Source organism: Streptomyces sp. NPDC012769 (assembly GCF_042901205.1).
Lineage (GTDB): Bacteria > Actinomycetota > Actinomycetes > Streptomycetales > Streptomycetaceae > Streptomyces.
In genome coordinates, this window is sequence record NZ_JBIBCP010000001.1 from 350,514 (window position 1) to 364,117 (window position 13,604).

Annotated in this window: 16 protein-coding genes; 10 read left to right on the plus strand and 6 right to left on the minus strand. The window is 74.2% G+C overall.

All coding sequences use genetic code 11. The features are described from left to right. The first annotated feature begins 6 nt into the window (after positions 1–6). The 3 genes from ACFY7C_RS01650 (at position 7) to ACFY7C_RS01660 (ending at position 3,787) form a co-directional block, all read left to right on the plus strand. Positions 7–2,571, plus strand: coding sequence for a SpoIIE family protein phosphatase (locus tag ACFY7C_RS01650; protein WP_389642096.1), 2,565 nt, complete (start codon positions 7–9; stop codon positions 2,569–2,571). A 110-nt stretch (positions 2,572–2,681) separates the two neighbouring features. Beyond that, positions 2,682–2,933: a type B 50S ribosomal protein L31 gene (locus tag ACFY7C_RS01655; protein WP_389642099.1), complete on the plus strand. Its 252-nt coding sequence runs from the start codon at positions 2,682–2,684 to the stop codon at positions 2,931–2,933. A gap of 92 nt (positions 2,934–3,025) precedes the next feature. Continuing rightward, positions 3,026–3,787, plus strand: coding sequence for an alpha/beta fold hydrolase (locus tag ACFY7C_RS01660; RefSeq protein ID WP_389642102.1), 762 nt, complete (start codon positions 3,026–3,028; stop codon positions 3,785–3,787). An 86-nt stretch (positions 3,788–3,873) separates the two neighbouring features. Here ACFY7C_RS01660 and ACFY7C_RS01665 read toward each other — a convergent pair whose 3' ends face one another. Both ACFY7C_RS01665 and ACFY7C_RS01670 read right to left on the minus strand, forming a co-directional pair. Next, positions 3,874–4,371, minus strand: a complete 498-nt coding sequence (locus ACFY7C_RS01665) for a peptidylprolyl isomerase (protein WP_389642105.1) — start codon at positions 4,369–4,371, stop codon at positions 3,874–3,876. A 104-nt stretch (positions 4,372–4,475) separates the two neighbouring features. Then, positions 4,476–4,697: a hypothetical protein gene (locus ACFY7C_RS01670; RefSeq protein WP_389642108.1), complete on the minus strand. Its 222-nt coding sequence runs from the start codon at positions 4,695–4,697 to the stop codon at positions 4,476–4,478. Positions 4,698–4,879: 182 nt separating this feature from the next. On the opposite strand from ACFY7C_RS01670, the gene ACFY7C_RS01675 reads away from it, so the two are divergent. Further along, the gene (locus ACFY7C_RS01675; protein ID WP_389642111.1) at positions 4,880–5,410 is read left to right on the plus strand and encodes a hypothetical protein; all 531 of its coding nucleotides are present in this window, start codon (positions 4,880–4,882) and stop codon (positions 5,408–5,410) included. A gap of 52 nt (positions 5,411–5,462) precedes the next feature. On the opposite strand, the gene ACFY7C_RS01680 is transcribed toward ACFY7C_RS01675, so the two are convergent. Together ACFY7C_RS01680 and ACFY7C_RS01685 are read right to left on the minus strand one after the other, a co-directional pair. Then, a complete protein-coding gene (locus ACFY7C_RS01680) occupies positions 5,463–6,353 on the minus strand; it encodes a YhjD/YihY/BrkB family envelope integrity protein (protein ID WP_389642113.1) in 891 nt (296 codons plus the stop codon). A gap of 97 nt (positions 6,354–6,450) precedes the next feature. Further along, on the minus strand, positions 6,451–6,924 hold the full coding sequence (locus ACFY7C_RS01685; protein WP_389642116.1) for a winged helix-turn-helix transcriptional regulator: 474 nt from the start codon (positions 6,922–6,924) through the stop codon (positions 6,451–6,453). A gap of 111 nt (positions 6,925–7,035) precedes the next feature. Between ACFY7C_RS01685 and ACFY7C_RS01690 the strand changes: the two genes are divergently transcribed. Then, on the plus strand, positions 7,036–7,524 hold the full coding sequence (locus ACFY7C_RS01690; RefSeq protein ID WP_389642119.1) for a PaaI family thioesterase: 489 nt from the start codon (positions 7,036–7,038) through the stop codon (positions 7,522–7,524). A gap of 55 nt (positions 7,525–7,579) precedes the next feature. On the opposite strand, the gene ACFY7C_RS01695 is transcribed toward ACFY7C_RS01690, so the two are convergent. Together ACFY7C_RS01695 and ACFY7C_RS01700 are read right to left on the minus strand one after the other, a co-directional pair. After that, the gene (locus tag ACFY7C_RS01695) at positions 7,580–7,957 is read right to left on the minus strand and encodes a luciferase family protein (RefSeq protein WP_389642122.1); all 378 of its coding nucleotides are present in this window, start codon (positions 7,955–7,957) and stop codon (positions 7,580–7,582) included. Positions 7,958–8,041: 84 nt separating this feature from the next. After that, the gene (locus tag ACFY7C_RS01700; RefSeq protein WP_389642124.1) at positions 8,042–9,376 is read right to left on the minus strand and encodes a PP2C family protein-serine/threonine phosphatase; all 1,335 of its coding nucleotides are present in this window, start codon (positions 9,374–9,376) and stop codon (positions 8,042–8,044) included. Between the two features lie 140 nt (positions 9,377–9,516). Between ACFY7C_RS01700 and ACFY7C_RS01705 the strand changes: the two genes are divergently transcribed. The 5 genes from ACFY7C_RS01705 to ACFY7C_RS01725 all read left to right on the plus strand — a co-directional run bounded on the left by ACFY7C_RS01705 (position 9,517) and on the right by ACFY7C_RS01725 (position 13,527). Continuing rightward, positions 9,517–10,041: an SMI1/KNR4 family protein gene (locus ACFY7C_RS01705; RefSeq protein WP_389642127.1), complete on the plus strand. Its 525-nt coding sequence runs from the start codon at positions 9,517–9,519 to the stop codon at positions 10,039–10,041. Between the two features lie 109 nt (positions 10,042–10,150). Next, positions 10,151–11,020: an AAA family ATPase gene (locus ACFY7C_RS01710; RefSeq protein WP_389642130.1), complete on the plus strand. Its 870-nt coding sequence runs from the start codon at positions 10,151–10,153 to the stop codon at positions 11,018–11,020. After that, positions 11,017–12,420 carry a VWA domain-containing protein gene (locus ACFY7C_RS01715; RefSeq protein ID WP_389642133.1) on the plus strand — a complete coding sequence of 468 codons (1,404 nt, stop codon included), beginning with the start codon at positions 11,017–11,019 and terminating at the stop codon, positions 12,418–12,420. The genes ACFY7C_RS01710 and ACFY7C_RS01715 overlap by 4 nt, the downstream gene beginning before the upstream one ends. Positions 12,421–12,503: 83 nt before the next feature. Next, a complete protein-coding gene (locus ACFY7C_RS01720) occupies positions 12,504–13,088 on the plus strand; it encodes a nucleosidase (RefSeq protein WP_389642136.1) in 585 nt (194 codons plus the stop codon). 313 nt (positions 13,089–13,401) lie between these two features. Then, positions 13,402–13,527, plus strand: coding sequence for a hypothetical protein (locus ACFY7C_RS01725; protein WP_389642139.1), 126 nt, complete (start codon positions 13,402–13,404; stop codon positions 13,525–13,527). The last annotated feature ends 77 nt before the right edge of the window (positions 13,528–13,604 follow it).

The following is a 13,604-nucleotide window of genomic DNA, read 5'->3' on the forward strand; positions in this document are numbered from 1 at the left end:
TTCCGGATGCGTGGCCCTTCCGGGCGGGAGCATGCTGGCTGTGTGACCTCGTACGGCGCGGCAGGCCCCGTGCCGTCGGCCTCGACCGGGCCTCCGCGGGACGCCGGCGGCGCCGATCGGCCGGGGACGGACGCGCTGGCGGTGGTGCTCGCGGAGTCCGTGCTGCGGGCGGTCGAGGCGGCCGGCGGGTACGCGGGCGGGGTCTATCTGCGGTCGGGCACGCCGGGGCTGCTGCGGCTCGCCGTGCTCGCGGGCCTGCCCGCCTCGCTGTTCCGCCCCTGGTGGCGGATGCATGAGAACCGGCCGTTCCCGGTGGCGGAGGCCCACCGGTCGGGGCAGCCGGTGCACCTCGGGGACGTCGAGGAGGCCATGCGGCTCTTCCCGCAGCTGGTGGCGAGCCTGCCGTTCCCCTTCGCCTCCCTCTACACCCCCGTGATCCGCGGCCGGGAGCGCTACGGCGTGCTGGTGGTGCTGCGCCCGCCGACGCCCGGGATGCCGGTCGACGCCCGGGACCGCGGCCGCATGCGGGAGGAGGCGCGCCGCCTCGGCTCCGTCCTCGACGACCTCGCCGGGCACGGGACGCGGGTGGAGTGGCCGGCCGAACCGGAGTCCGTGCAGCTGCCCGTACGGACCGGCCCGCCGGTGCGGATCGGCTACTTCGACTGGAACCTGGACACCGGCACGGTCACGGCGGACGCCGGTCTGCGGGCGATCCTCGGGGAGGCCGCGCCGTCCCCCTGGACCGTCGAGGCGCTCACCGCCCGGCTCGTGCCCGAGGACACCTACGCCCTGTGGGCGCTGGCCCGGCAGGCGGCGGGATCGGGCGGGCCGGCCGCGCGCCGGATCAGGCTGAAGGGACCGGACGGGGGGCTGCACCTGCTGGAGGTGACCGCCCGGCCGCTCGCGCACGGCCGGGAGGGCAACGTGCTGACCGGCTCCCTCGTCGACCTCGGCACCGGGCTCCTCGGCTCCGACGCCACCGACCGGCTGCCCCGGGCGATCCTGGCCATGGACCGCCTCGGGCGGATCACCTACGTCAACGCGCGGACGGAGGCGCTGCTCGGCGTGCCGCGCGACGCCCTGGCCGGGCGGGCGTTGTGGGAGGCCCTGCCCTGGTTCGCCCACCCCTACCACGAGGAACAGCTGCGCGGAGCGCTCCTGTCCGACCAGCCGATCCACTTCCTCGCCCACCCAGGGCACGGCGAGTGGCTGTCGGTGTCCCTGTATCCGGGGCAGGACGGGGTGACGCTGGTGCTCGTCCCGGAGGGCGACCCGGCCGACCGCCCGGCCGGCACCGCGCCCCCCGCGCACGCCGATGACGCCGACGGGCTGTCCTCCCCCGAGGGGCAGGCCGCGGCCCTCTACCGCCCGGTGGCGCTCGCGATCGCGCTCTCCGAGGCGGTGACGGCGCGCCAGGTGTCGGCGGTGGTCACCGAGGAACTGCTGCCTGCCTTCGGCGGCCGACAGCTGGCGATCTACCTCCTCAGCGAACGGCATCTCTACCTGGCGTGGGAGACCGGTTTCCCGCCGGGCTTCCTGGAGCCCTTCGACGGGGTCGCCCTGGACGCGCGGGTCCCCGGGGTGGAGACGCTGACCTCGGGGCGGCCGCTCTTCTTCGAGTCGATGGAACAGCTGGGCACGGCCTATCCGGGGCTGCCGCTGGACGCGCACACGGGTGCGCGGGCGTTCCTGCCGCTGATCGCCTCGGGGCGGCCGGTGGGTTCGTGCATCCTCGGCTTCGACCAGCCGCGCGGCTTCACCACCGAGGAACGCACGGTGCTCACCGCGCTCGCCGGCCTGATCGCGCAGGCGCTGGAGCGGGCGCAGCGCTACGACTCGGAGTCGGCGCTCGCCCGGGGCCTGCAGGACGCCCTGCTCCCCCACCGGCTGCCGGTGCACGAGGGCGTGGAGACGGTCGGCCGCTATCTGCCGGGCACCCAGGGCATGGACGTGGGCGGCGACTGGTACGACGTGATCGAGACCGGCCACGGCCGGCTGGCCCTGGTCATCGGGGACGTACAGGGGCATGGCGTGGCCGCCGCGGCGACGATGGGTCAGCTGCGCAGCGCGGTCCGGGCGTTCGCGCTGAGCGGGCACTCCCCGCAGGAGGTGGTGCGGGGCACCAACCGGCTGCTCATCGACCTGGACCCGGGGCAGTTCGCGAGCTGCTGTTACGTCGTCCTGGACCCGGAGACCGGTGATCTGCGGGCGGCCCGGGCCGGCCATCCGCAGCCGCTGCTGCGCCGCACGGACGGCTCGGCGGTGGCCGTGGACCTGGCGGGCGGGGTGGTGCTCGGGGTGGATGACAGTGCCACCTACCCGGTGACCCGGCTGCGGCTCGAACCGGGTGAGGTCCTCGCCCTGTTCACGGACGGCCTGGTGGAGCGGCCGGGCACGGACATCGACGAGGGGATCGAGCGGCTGCGCCGGGCTTTGGCCGCCACCGGGTCGGCGCCGCTGCCGGAGACCGCCGACCGGCTGATTCGCGAGGCCCGTCAGGCCACCGACCGGCCGGACGACATCGCCGTGCTCCTGGCGGCCCGGTGGGGGCCGCACGCCCACCGTGCGTGACGGCGGTCCGCACCGTCACCCGGTCGGGTGTGCGGCGCTGGTCGTGCGGGCGGCGCGCGGGGAGGCTGGGCGCACCGGGGGAAGACTGGCAGGCCGTCCGAGGAGGACATGTGCAGCAGGACAAGCAGCCGGAGTACGGGCCCGTGGTGTTCCGCGACCGGTCCGCCGGGTTCGCGTTTCTGACCCGGTCCACGGCGACCAGCGACCAGACCATCGAGTGGGACGACGGCAACACCTATCCGGTGGTGGACGTCGAGATCTCCTCCGAGAGCCACCCGTTCTACACGGGCCAGGCGCGGACCGTGGACACCGAGGGACGGATCGCGAAGTTCGAGCGCCGCTTCGGCGGGGGCGAGGCCTGAGCCGCCCGGGGCCGTTGTCAGTGGTGCCTCGTAGGCTGGTCGGGACCGGTCGGGGAGCCGGTCCGACGGGGTGACAGGGGAGGCGAGGGGCCATGCGGGAGCTGTTTCTTGCGGAGGCGCCGGGGCATGTGCGGTGGATCGACCTGCCGGGCGGCGCGAAGGGACCCGCGCGGGTGTACGTGCACGGGCTCGGCTGCACCGGCGCGTCCGACTTCGCGCACATCGCGGCGCGTCCGGAGCTCGCCGGACGGCGCTCGCTCCTCGTCGACCTGCTGGGTTTCGGTCTGAGCGACCGGCCGCGCGGCTTCGACTACCGCATGGAGTCGCAGGCGGCGGTCGTCGCCCGGATCCTCGACCACGAGGGGCTGTCCGGGGTCGAGCTGATCGGGCATTCGATGGGCGGGGCCGTCGCGATCCATCTGGCGGCGTGCCGTCCCGATCTGGTGGACCGTCTGGTGGTGGCCGAGCCGAACCTGTATCCGGGCGGGGGCATGTTCTCCTCCCCCGTCGCCGCCCAGGAGGAGGAGTCCTTCGTGCGGGAGGGCTTCGCCGCGATGGTCGCGGGCCAGGACCGGGCGGACTACGCGGCGCGGCTGCGGCTCGCCGAGCCGGTGGCGGTGCACCGCAGCGCGGTGGCGCTGGTGGAGGGTTCGGTGCCGGCCGCGGGTGAGCTGTTGGCCGCCCTCCAGCGGCCTCGGGCGTTCCTGGTGGGCGAGTTCAGCCTGCCGGACGCCGACGCCGAGAAGGTCGCGGCCCAGGGCATACCGGTGTTCGAGGTCCCGGCCGCCGGGCACAACATGATGATCGACAACCCGGACGGCTTCGCCCGGGCCCTCGCGCGCGCCCTCGCCTGAGCGGTCGGGGCGTGCCGCCGCCCCCGGCCGGCGGTGCGGCACGGGGGCGGTGGGCGGTGTGCGGCGTGAGCCGTACCGGGGGGGGATCAGGCCCCGACGACGCCGGACGCGGCGACCCGGATGTCGGCGCTGGTGCGGCCGGAGGCGGAGCCCAGCTTCTCGATCTTGTCGACGATCTCCTGGCCCTTGACGACCTCGCCGAAGACGACGTGCTTGCCGTCGAGCCAGCTGGTGACGATGGTGGTGATGAAGAACTGGGAGCCGTTGGTGTTGCGGCCCGCGTTCGCCATGGACAGCAGGTACGGGCGGTCGTGCTTCAGCTGGAAGTTCTCGTCCTCGAACTTCTCGCCGTAGATGCTCTTGCCGCCGGTGCCGTTCTCGTTGGTGAAGTCACCGCCCTGGAGCATGAACTGCGGGATGACGCGGTGGAACGGGGAGCCGGCGTAGCCGTAGCCGTTCTGGCCGGTGCACAGCTCGCGGAAGTTGCGGGCGGTCTTCGGGACGACCTCGTCGAAGAGCTTGAACTCGATCCGGCCGGCCGCGTCGCCGTTGATGGTGATGTCGAAGTAGACGTTGTTGCTCATGGGGACATCCTGTCATTCCCGGTGCACTGCGCGCACACGGGCGTGCCCCGTGCGGCCGCGAGGGGCGCCGTACGGGGCACGGGGGTGGTCTCCGGGCGGTGCGGTCAGAGGAGCCCGCCGGCCTCCGGGGCCTGGAGGCCGCCACCGGCGCCCTCGACGGTCTCGCCCACGAGGGAGCCGACGCCCGCGTCCTCCTGAAGGAGGCCGGTGACACCGGCGGCCGGGCCGCCGGCCTCCGTGGCGGAGGCGTCCTGGGGCGGGCTGACGAGGGCGGTGACGACGCCTGCGGCGAGGGAGGCGATGGCGAGCATGCTGCGCTTCTTCATGCCCTGGTCAACTAGTGAGGGGCGTCGAGGTTACGGCGTCGGCGGCACCGATTCCGTATGCGCGCCGGACGCATAATGAATCGAGTCCGAAAATTCGCATTTCGGGCGGAACCATCCGGCCGAGGCGGATGTCTCTCCCAGTGACACCACTGTCCCCACCCAGAACGAGTCCGGGGGACGCCATGCTTCACCGTCAGACCCTCGCGGCCGCGGCCGCGGGAATCCTTCTCACCGCCGGGATCGGCGCCACGGTCCCCGCGGGTGCCACGGCCACCCCCTCCGCCACGACGACCACCACGACCGCCCCGGCCATGGCCCAGGTCGTCAACGTCCGCTGGGGCGGCCACTCCACCTTCGACCGGCTCGTGATCGACGTCCGGGGCACGGTGCCCCCGGTGAGCGTCAAGCAGGTCAAGGAGCTGCGCTACGACGGCTCGGGCAACAAGGTGCCGCTCGCCGGGAAGTACTTCCTGGAGATCAGGCTCTCGCCCGCCACCGCCCACGACGAGTCCGGCCGGTCCGTGTACCAGGGACCCCGGCTGCTCAAGATCTACCTCCCCACGCTCAAGGGCGTCGCCCTCACCGGCGACTTCGAGGGTGTGGTCACCATCGGAGCGGCCTTCGACACCAAGCCCGCCTACAAGACCTTCGTCCTGCACCACCCCGAGCGCCTCGTGCTCGATGTCGCCCACCCGGCACCCGTCTGCCGCTGACCCCACCCGCCCATGGGGCGGCGACCCCCCTCGGGGCGGTCGCCGCCCCTCCTCAGTGCGCCCCGGGGCGCGGGTGGCCGGTCTCGTGCGGGTCGCGGTCCAGCCGTCGCAGCACGAGCTGTTCGTGGACGAGACGTCCGACGAGGGCGGCCCCGTACACGACGAAGCCGACGCCGACGAGCCAGGACTGCAGGACGAGGACGGTGCCGAACTGGCCGTAGGTGACGGCGTTGGAGGCGATGAGGGGGGAGAAGACGAACTGCGAGAAGATCCGCAGCCCGAGGAGGCCGACGGCGGTGAGCAGGGATCCGGGCAGGAGGGCCCGCCAGCGGATGCGGCCGCAGAGCAGGAAGCGCTGCGACCACCAGAAGAAGAGGAAGGTGCCGGTGACGTCGCCGAGGGCGATGAGGACGGTGACCACGGCCGGGGAGCGCGCGGGGGCCGGGGTGGCGACGAAGAGGAGGAGGGCGGCGACCAGGACGGCGAGCCAGACGACGTGCCGCCACATGGTGTGCCAGCGGGCGGTGGGCAGGTCCCAGACGCGTTCGTAGCCGGTCTGGACGGCCGATCCGAAGGTGACGCCGAAGGCGGCGAGCGCGGCGAGGCCGAAGGCGGTGGTGCGCTGGAGTGCCTGCCCCGGCTTCCCGAAGAGCTGCTCGACCTCCTCCTGGGAGACCTCGGAGACGCCGAGGCCCTGGATGAGCCAGCGGGCGAAGCCCTGGCCGCTGGCGAGGTCGGCGGCGGCGACCACGATGAGGAGGGGCACGAGGGTGAGCAGGCTGAGCGCCGCGAACCCCATGGCGCGGTGCATGAGTTCCATCTCGCGCCCCCGGTTCCAGGTGAGTCCGACCGGTGAGGCCAGGACGCGCATGTGGAGCCGGTGGAACCAGTGTCCGTGCTCGGTAGGGGCACCGCCGTGCGGCGGCCCGGAAGTGGGGGGCATGCCTCGTCGAGTACCCGCCGGTGGGCCGAACCCGTCCGGCATGCCGCCGAACGGGTGCAGAGGCGGTCACGCTCCCCGCGTACGGGGTCGGGGCGCCTCAGCTCGCGCGGGGCCGGGCGCCGGGGCCGGAGCGGACGGTCACCTCGTAGGGGGTGAGGACCACGTGGTCCTCACCGCCGCAGACGACCTCGACCCTGACCGGGGCGCCACAGTCATCGTGGCGGATGTCGAGCGGGGTGCCGGCGGGATCCGCGGCATGGGTGTCCCCCCACTGCTTGAGGGCGAGGAGCACGGGCCAGAGGTCGCGGCCCTTGGAGGTGAGGCGGTACTGGGAGCGGGTCCGGGCGCCGGGTTCGCGGTAGGGCTCGACGCGCAGGATGCCGGCGGCGACGAGTTTGCGGAGCCGGTCGGCGAGGACGGCCTCGGAGAGCCCGAGGTGGCGGCGGAAGTCGTCGTAACGGCGCACCCCGTTGAAGGCGTCCCGCAGGATCAGCAGGGACCACTTCTCGCCCACCACATCGAGGGTGCGGCGGACCGGGCAGTTCTCGGTGTCCATCTCCAGGTACTGCATCGTCCCACTGTAGCCAGCTGGCTTCGGCGTTGACAGTCAGCCGACGAGCCATCTAGCTTCGATCTTCGAAGTCAGATCACGGGCACAGGGCCCCGGCGGAGGGAAGCGGCGATGGAGCGGTCACGGACGGTGCACTGGCAGGACGCGGCGGCCACCGCGGGCGCCGCGGGAACGATGGCGGGTCTGGACTTCCTCCGCGAGATCGCCGCGGGCCGGCTGCCCGGCGCCCCCATCGGCGCCCTGCTCGGTTTCACCCTGGACGAGGTGGAGGACGGCCGGGCCGTGTTCGGCTTCGAGCCGGGCGAGGAGCACTACAACCCGATCGGCAGCGTGCACGGCGGGATGTACGCGACGCTGCTGGACTCGGCGGCCGGGTGCGCGGTGCACTCGACCCTCCCGCAGGGCATGGCGTACACCTCGCTCGATCTGTCGACGCGCTTCCTCCGCCCGATCACCGTGGAGACGGGCAAGATCCGCGCGATCGGCACGGTCCTGAGCAGGGGACGCCGTACGGCACTCGCCGAGGCGGGACTGTACGACGCGCAGGACCGGCTGCTCGGCCACGCCACCAGCACCTGCATGCTCTTCCCCGTGGCCTGAACGGCCGACGGGACCAGGTGACCGCCCGGCGAGGGTCCGGTGGTGGCAGCGGGGGTCAGGAACAGACGAAGGGGCGCCCGGTGCGGGTGCAGTGGTCGGGGGCGAGGTCGTCGCCGGGGTACGGGTCGCCGGTGGCCTGGAGAGCGGCGCTCACCAGGGTCGCCAGCAGATCGATGTCCGAGCCCGTGTCCAGACGGACCGTCACCCAGCCCGAACCGGCGCGCAGTCTCAGCGCGCTCGATCCGAGGAGGGCCGGCCGGATCCGGGCGATCATGGCGCGGGTGAGGTGGACGTCGGCTTCGTGGTCACCGTGGAAGTGCACGATCTGCTGCGTCGCGGTGCGCAGTCCGAGCTCGGCGCCGCAGGCCGCGCGGTCGGCGATCAGCGAGGGCCAGCTCATCAGGCGTTCACTGGCGTGCCTGGCTGTGTTCATACCGAGGAGCCTGCCGCTCCTCGGGGACCTGCACAAGCGTCCTGCGGAAAGAATCCCGCCGAGGCGTGAAACCGTCGATTCGCTTCACGCCACGGGACGTTCGCGCACCCGCGCCGCGAGGACCGCGACGTCGTCCTCGGCCGTGTGCGCGTCGAGCCCGCGCAGCACCTCGTCGACGACCGCCTCCGGCCCGGATCCGGCCGGCAGCCGCAGCGCGGCGAGCCGGGCCAGCGAGTGGTCGATGTCCTCGCCGCGCCGCTCGACGAGCCCGTCGGTGAACAGCAGCAGGGTGTCGGCCGGGGTGAGGGTGCGCACCGCAGGTTCGTAGCCGCCGAGGCCGGTGCCGAGCGGCGGGCCGACGGGCAGGTCGACCAGTTCGGCGGAGCCGTCGGCGGCGAAGACGACCGGCGGCAGATGGCCCGCGCTGGCGAACGTCGCGGTCCGCCGCCCCGGGTCGATCTGGACCAGCAGACACGTGGCGGGGCGCCGGCCCTCGTCGTCGGCCACGACGGCGTCGAGGTGACGCAGCACCCGGTGCGGCGGCAGATCGGTGGCGGCCACCTCGCGCAGCGCGCCGCGATAGGCGTTCATGTCCACGGCGGCGTCCAGGCCATGGCCCATCACGTCACCGACCACCAGCAGGCTGCGTCCGAAGTGGAGCCGCACCGTCTCGAACCAGTCGCCGCCGACCAGGGTGCGCGGCCCGGCCGGGAGATAGCGGCCGGCGATCTCCAGATTGGGGTGCGGGCGCCCGGGCTCGGCGACCAGAGCGCGCTGCAGATGCAGGGCGGTGGCCTCGGTGGCGGCCAGCCGGCGCGCGTGTCCGAGGTGCAGGGCGGCGAGCCGCACGGCGTGGGCGGCCACGGCGGTGTCGTGCGCGGAGAAGCCCCCGGCGGCCCGGGCCATCCGTACCCGGCCCAGTTCCTTTCCGGTCCGGGTCAGGAGCGGCAGCGTCAGGACCTCGATCCCGTTCGGGCCGAGAGGGCCTCCCGTACCGCTGGAGCCGCTGGAGCCGGTGGGGTCGATGGGGCCGGTGGGGTCGATGGGGCCGGTGGGGTCGATGGAGCTGGTGGTCTCGATCGGCCCGCCCGTGTCCTCCGGGCCGCCGACGGCGTCCGATCCGGTCAGGAGCGCGCTCACGCCGGCCGCGGCGGACGTCCCGGCGCCAGGCGCGCCCGCGCCGGGCGGGCCGATACCGGGTGTGCCGATACCGGTTGTGCCGTCCTCCGCCGGATGGAGGTCGACGGCCGCGGCCTCGGCGACCCGGCGCACCAGGAACCCGACCAGTTCGGCGCAGATGACCCGTTCGTCGAGGCGGGTGCCGATCTCGGCTGCGGCGTGCTCCAGCGCGTCGAGCCGGGCGAGGACGGCCTCGTACTCCCCCTCCGGCCAGGACCGCTCCCCAGCTCGCTCCGCCACCGCGCCTCCACCGCCGTTCGCCTCACCCCCATTCCATCAGCGCCCCGCCCGCCCCGCGCGGGGCACCCCCCTGACCGGAGACGTGCGGGGACCGGGGCGGAGCCACCGCGTTGTCAGTGGGCGGCGCTACGGTTGCGGGCATGATCGACACGGACGACCGCACCTTCCCCGAGGCCCTCGCCGCCGTGGCCGGGATCTCCTTCGACCACGCCGGCGGTGACGGCGTGGACTACGAGCCGTACGCGGCCTTTCCGAGCGCCGAGGAGACCACGGAGTGGATACGCGCCTGGACGGGGAACCAGGAGCTCGACGGAGACGCGTTCCTCCCGTTCGGCATGGACGGCACCGGCGGCCAGGTGGCCTTCCGGCGGGTTCGTCCGGGCCGGCCCCTGGTGGAGCAGCCGGTGGTGTTCCTCGGCTCGGAGGGCGAGGCCGTGGTGCTCTCCCAGGACCTCACCGGGTTCCTCTGGCTGCTCGCGGACGGTTACGGGCCGACGGACTTCGTCTGGTCCGAGCGGCGCCCGCCGCGCCCGAGCGCGGATCTGGCCGCCGTCGCCGAAGCGCACGGGGGCGCCGCTTCACGCCGGTCGGCGGCGGAGGTCGTCAAGGCCGCGGCCGCCGAGTTCCCGGACTTCGAGGACGAGATCTTCGAGATGTGCCGGTAGCCCTCACGCAAGGCGGTCACGCGGAGCCGTGGCCGACCGGCGTACCGACCGGTACGCTGCGCCTACTGGCGAGTAACCGATGTGACCGCGCACCTCCGGGGGACCAGCAATGACGACCGGGTACTTCAGCTCCGTGGACGACGTCACCGCCCGTCTCGCCCGGACCGGCTATCTGGCCTCGCCCGCCGTCGCCACCGCGGTGTTCCTCGCCGACCGGCTGGGCAAGCCGCTGCTGGTCGAAGGGCCCGCCGGAGTGGGCAAGACGGAGCTGGCCAAGGCGGTCGCCGAGGTCGCGGGGGCGCGTCTGGTGCGGCTCCAGTGTTACGAGGGCGTCGACGAGGCCCGCGCGCTGTACGAGTGGAACCACGCCAAGCAGCTGCTGCGGATCACCGCGGGCCGGAACGAGAGCTGGGACGAGACCCGCACCGACATCTTCGGCGAGGAGTTCCTGCTCTCCCGCCCGCTGCTCACGGCGATCCGCTCCGAGGAGCCGACCGTGCTGCTCGTCGACGAGACCGACAAGGCCGACGTGGAGATCGAGGGGCTGCTCCTGGAGGTGCTCGGCGACTTCCAGGTGACCGTGCCCGAGCTGGGGACCATCACCGCCACCCGCCGTCCCTTCGTCGTGCTCACCTCCAACGCGAGCCGCGAGCTCTCCGAGGCGCTGCGCCGCCGCTGCCTCTTCCTCCACATCGGCTTTCCCGAGGAGGAGCTGGAGCGCCGGATCGTACGGAGCAAGGTGCCGGGCATCGACGAGGCCCTGGCCGCGTCGGTGGTGCGGGTCGTCGGCGCCCTGCGGGCGATGGACCTGCGGAAGGCGCCCTCGGTCGCGGAGACCGTCGACTGGGCCCGCACGCTGCTCGCGCTCGGCGCGGACACGCTGTCCGAGGCGGTCGTGCGGGACAGCCTCGGGGTGATCCTCAAGCACCAGGAGGACATCCACAAGGCCGCGGCCAAGCTCGACCTGGACACGGTGTGACCGCGGCTGTCGAGGGGGTCGCGGACCGGGTCACCGGTCTGGTGCGGGCGCTGCGGGCGCACGGCGTCGGCGTCGGCACGGGCGAGACCGTCGACGCCGGCCTCGCCCTGGAGGCCGTCGGCTTCGACGACCGGGAGCGGATGCGCGAGGCGCTCGCCGCGACCCTGCTGCACGGCGAGCCGCAGCGAAGGGTCTTCGACCGCGTCTTCGACCTCTATTTCCCGCTCGCCGAGGGGCGGGCGGAGGGGGCGGGGCCACCGTCGGGGCCGCCGTCCGGCGAGGATCCGGCGACCACCCTGGCCCGGCTGCGCGACCGGCTGGCCGCCGCGCTCGCCGCGGGTGACGACACGGCACTGAACCAGCTGGCGGGCGAGGCCGTCGGCGGGCTCGGCGGATACGGCTCGTCGCCCGGCTCGGACGGCTGGTCCTCGTACCGGACGCTGTCCCGGCTCCGGCCCGAGACGCTGCTCGCCCGGGTCCGCGCGCTGCTGCGGGAGGGCGCCGGGCCGGAGCCGGAGTTCACGGACCGGCTGACCGACGACGAGATACGGCGGCGCGTCGAGGACTTCCGGGAGCGGGTACGGACCGAGGCTCGGCGCCGGGTCGCCGAGCGGCAGGGTCGTGAGCGGGTGGCGCTGCGGGCCGTCGCCGCGACCCCGGACCGGGTGGACTTCCTGCTGGCCGGGCGGGCCCAGCTCGACGAGCTCCGGCGCACGGTGCGGCCGCTCGCCCGAAGGCTCGCGACCCGGCACGCGGCGCGGCGGCGCAGGGCCGCGCGCGGGGAGATCGACCTTCGGCGCACCCTGCGGCGATCGCTGTCGACCGGAGGCGTGCCGGTGCGGCCCGTGCTGCGGCGGCGCCGGCCGGGGCGGCCCGAGCTGGTCCTGCTCTGCGACGTGTCCGGCTCGGTGGCGGGCTTCGCCCACTTCACGATGCTGCTGGTGCGGGCGCTGCACGACCAGTTCAGCCGGGTGCGCGTCTTCGCCTTCGTCAACCGGGTCGACGAGGTGACGGACCTGGTGGCCCGGGACAGGTCCGCCGACCCGGCGGGACTCGGCGAGCGGATCCTCGCCGAGGCGACGCTCACCGGCTGGCACGGGCAGAGCGACTACGGGACGGCCCTCGGCGAGTTCGCCGAGCGGTACGCCGACGCGCTGGGCCCCCGGACCGTCGTGTTCGTGCTCGGCGACGCCCGCACCAATCACAGCGACCCCAACCTGCCGGCGCTGCGGCGGGTCGCGGACCGGGCCCGCCGGGTGTACTGGCTCAACCCGGAACAGCCCGCGCTGTGGTCCACCGGCGATTCCGTCGCCCACGCCTACGCGGAGCTGGTGGACATGCGCCCCTGCCGCAACGCACGGCAGCTCGCCGAGCTGATCGGCCGGCTGCTCCCGGTCTAGAGGGCGCCCGGCCATGGCGGGTTTCCGGTCGATCATGCCGCCTGATCAGGGCCGATCCCGGCGCACCGGGTAGCGTGGCCCGCATGGAACTCATGGGTGAGATCACCGCCGACCGTCCCCTGCTCGTCCTGGCGGTCAAGGAGGAGGCGCAGCACCTCGACACCGACCTGCCGGTGCTGCTGACCGGGATGGGCAAGGTCAACGCGGCGACGGCGCTCGCCACGGTCCTCGCCCGCGGGCCGCGCCCCCGCGAGGTCGTCAACCTGGGCACGGCGGGTGCGCTGCGCCCCGGCTGGACGGGGACGCATGTCGTCGGCACGGTGGTCCAGCACGATCTCGACGGCGAACTGCTCGCCACCCTCACCGGCGAGACCTACGGGGCGCCGCTCACCCTGCCGGCCGGCGGCGACGTGGTGCTCGCGACCGGTGACGCGTTCATCTCGGACGAGGCGGCGCGGGAGCGGCTCGCCCTGCGGGCCGCCCTCGTGGACATGGAGGGGTACGCGCTCGCGACAGCCGCCGGGCTCGCCGGGGTGCCGCTGCGGATGGTGAAGCACGTGAGCGACGAGGCCGGTGAGGGCGCGGCCCGCAGCTGGCGCGAGTCGGTCGCCGAGTGCGCGCGGGCCCTGGCCGACTGGGCCGAGGCGAACACGCCCTACCGGGTCTGAACCTGCCCCCTTCGCGGTCCGCGGCTGAACCGGCCCGTCACGGCCGCTGCTGAACCGGCCCCGTCACGGCCGCGGCTGAACCGGCCCCCGGTCCCGGCCCGCGCCCATGGGCTCCCCGTTCCTGCCCCCGCGGCCCGCGCCCATGGGCCCGCCGGGCGCCGGGGGGCGGGGGCCGCACGGGCGGCGGCTCCCTCCAACGTGCCGTCGTCCAGGGCCCGTTCGTCGGCCTCGGCGCCCCCGCCGCCCCTTGACATTCCGTGACGGCCGCTGCCTAAGCTGAGGCGTTCCGTTCCGGACCTGGTGGAGGCTCCCCATGGACGCACCGATCGCCGTGCCGCGCAGCGGCCGTCGTGACGTGCCGAGCGGAGCGCTGCTGAGCTGCCGGCGGCATGTCGACTTCTGCCGCACCGCCTCCGCCATCTGTCCTTCCGCGCGCTGATCCCCGCCTCGCCGCCGCGCCCTCGCGCCGCGGTGGCGGGTCGTCGCCCGCCCGCGCATCCGCCGATCCCGCGTCCG

What these genes read in the sequence shown, in the direction of transcription:
- ACFY7C_RS01650 (WP_389642096.1), top strand. Translation starts at nt 7, where the DNA reads ATGCGTGGCCCTTCCGGGCGGGAGCATGCTGGCTGTGTGACCTCGTAC.
- ACFY7C_RS01660 (WP_389642102.1), top strand. Translation starts at nt 3,026, where the DNA reads ATGCGGGAGCTGTTTCTTGCGGAGGCGCCGGGGCATGTGCGGTGGATC.
- ACFY7C_RS01665 (WP_389642105.1), bottom strand. Translation starts at nt 4,371, where the DNA reads ATGAGCAACAACGTCTACTTCGACATCACCATCAACGGCGACGCGGCC.
- ACFY7C_RS01670 (WP_389642108.1), bottom strand. Translation starts at nt 4,697, where the DNA reads ATGAAGAAGCGCAGCATGCTCGCCATCGCCTCCCTCGCCGCAGGCGTC.
- ACFY7C_RS01675 (WP_389642111.1), top strand. Translation starts at nt 4,880, where the DNA reads ATGCTTCACCGTCAGACCCTCGCGGCCGCGGCCGCGGGAATCCTTCTC.
- ACFY7C_RS01680 (WP_389642113.1), bottom strand. Translation starts at nt 6,353, where the DNA reads ATGCCCCCCACTTCCGGGCCGCCGCACGGCGGTGCCCCTACCGAGCAC.
- ACFY7C_RS01685 (WP_389642116.1), bottom strand. Translation starts at nt 6,924, where the DNA reads ATGCAGTACCTGGAGATGGACACCGAGAACTGCCCGGTCCGCCGCACC.
- ACFY7C_RS01690 (WP_389642119.1), top strand. Translation starts at nt 7,036, where the DNA reads ATGGAGCGGTCACGGACGGTGCACTGGCAGGACGCGGCGGCCACCGCG.
- ACFY7C_RS01695 (WP_389642122.1), bottom strand. Translation starts at nt 7,957, where the DNA reads ATGAACACAGCCAGGCACGCCAGTGAACGCCTGATGAGCTGGCCCTCG.
- ACFY7C_RS01705 (WP_389642127.1), top strand. Translation starts at nt 9,517, where the DNA reads ATGATCGACACGGACGACCGCACCTTCCCCGAGGCCCTCGCCGCCGTG.
- ACFY7C_RS01710 (WP_389642130.1), top strand. Translation starts at nt 10,151, where the DNA reads ATGACGACCGGGTACTTCAGCTCCGTGGACGACGTCACCGCCCGTCTC.
- ACFY7C_RS01720 (WP_389642136.1), top strand. Translation starts at nt 12,504, where the DNA reads ATGGAACTCATGGGTGAGATCACCGCCGACCGTCCCCTGCTCGTCCTG.
- ACFY7C_RS01725 (WP_389642139.1), top strand. Translation starts at nt 13,402, where the DNA reads ATGGACGCACCGATCGCCGTGCCGCGCAGCGGCCGTCGTGACGTGCCG.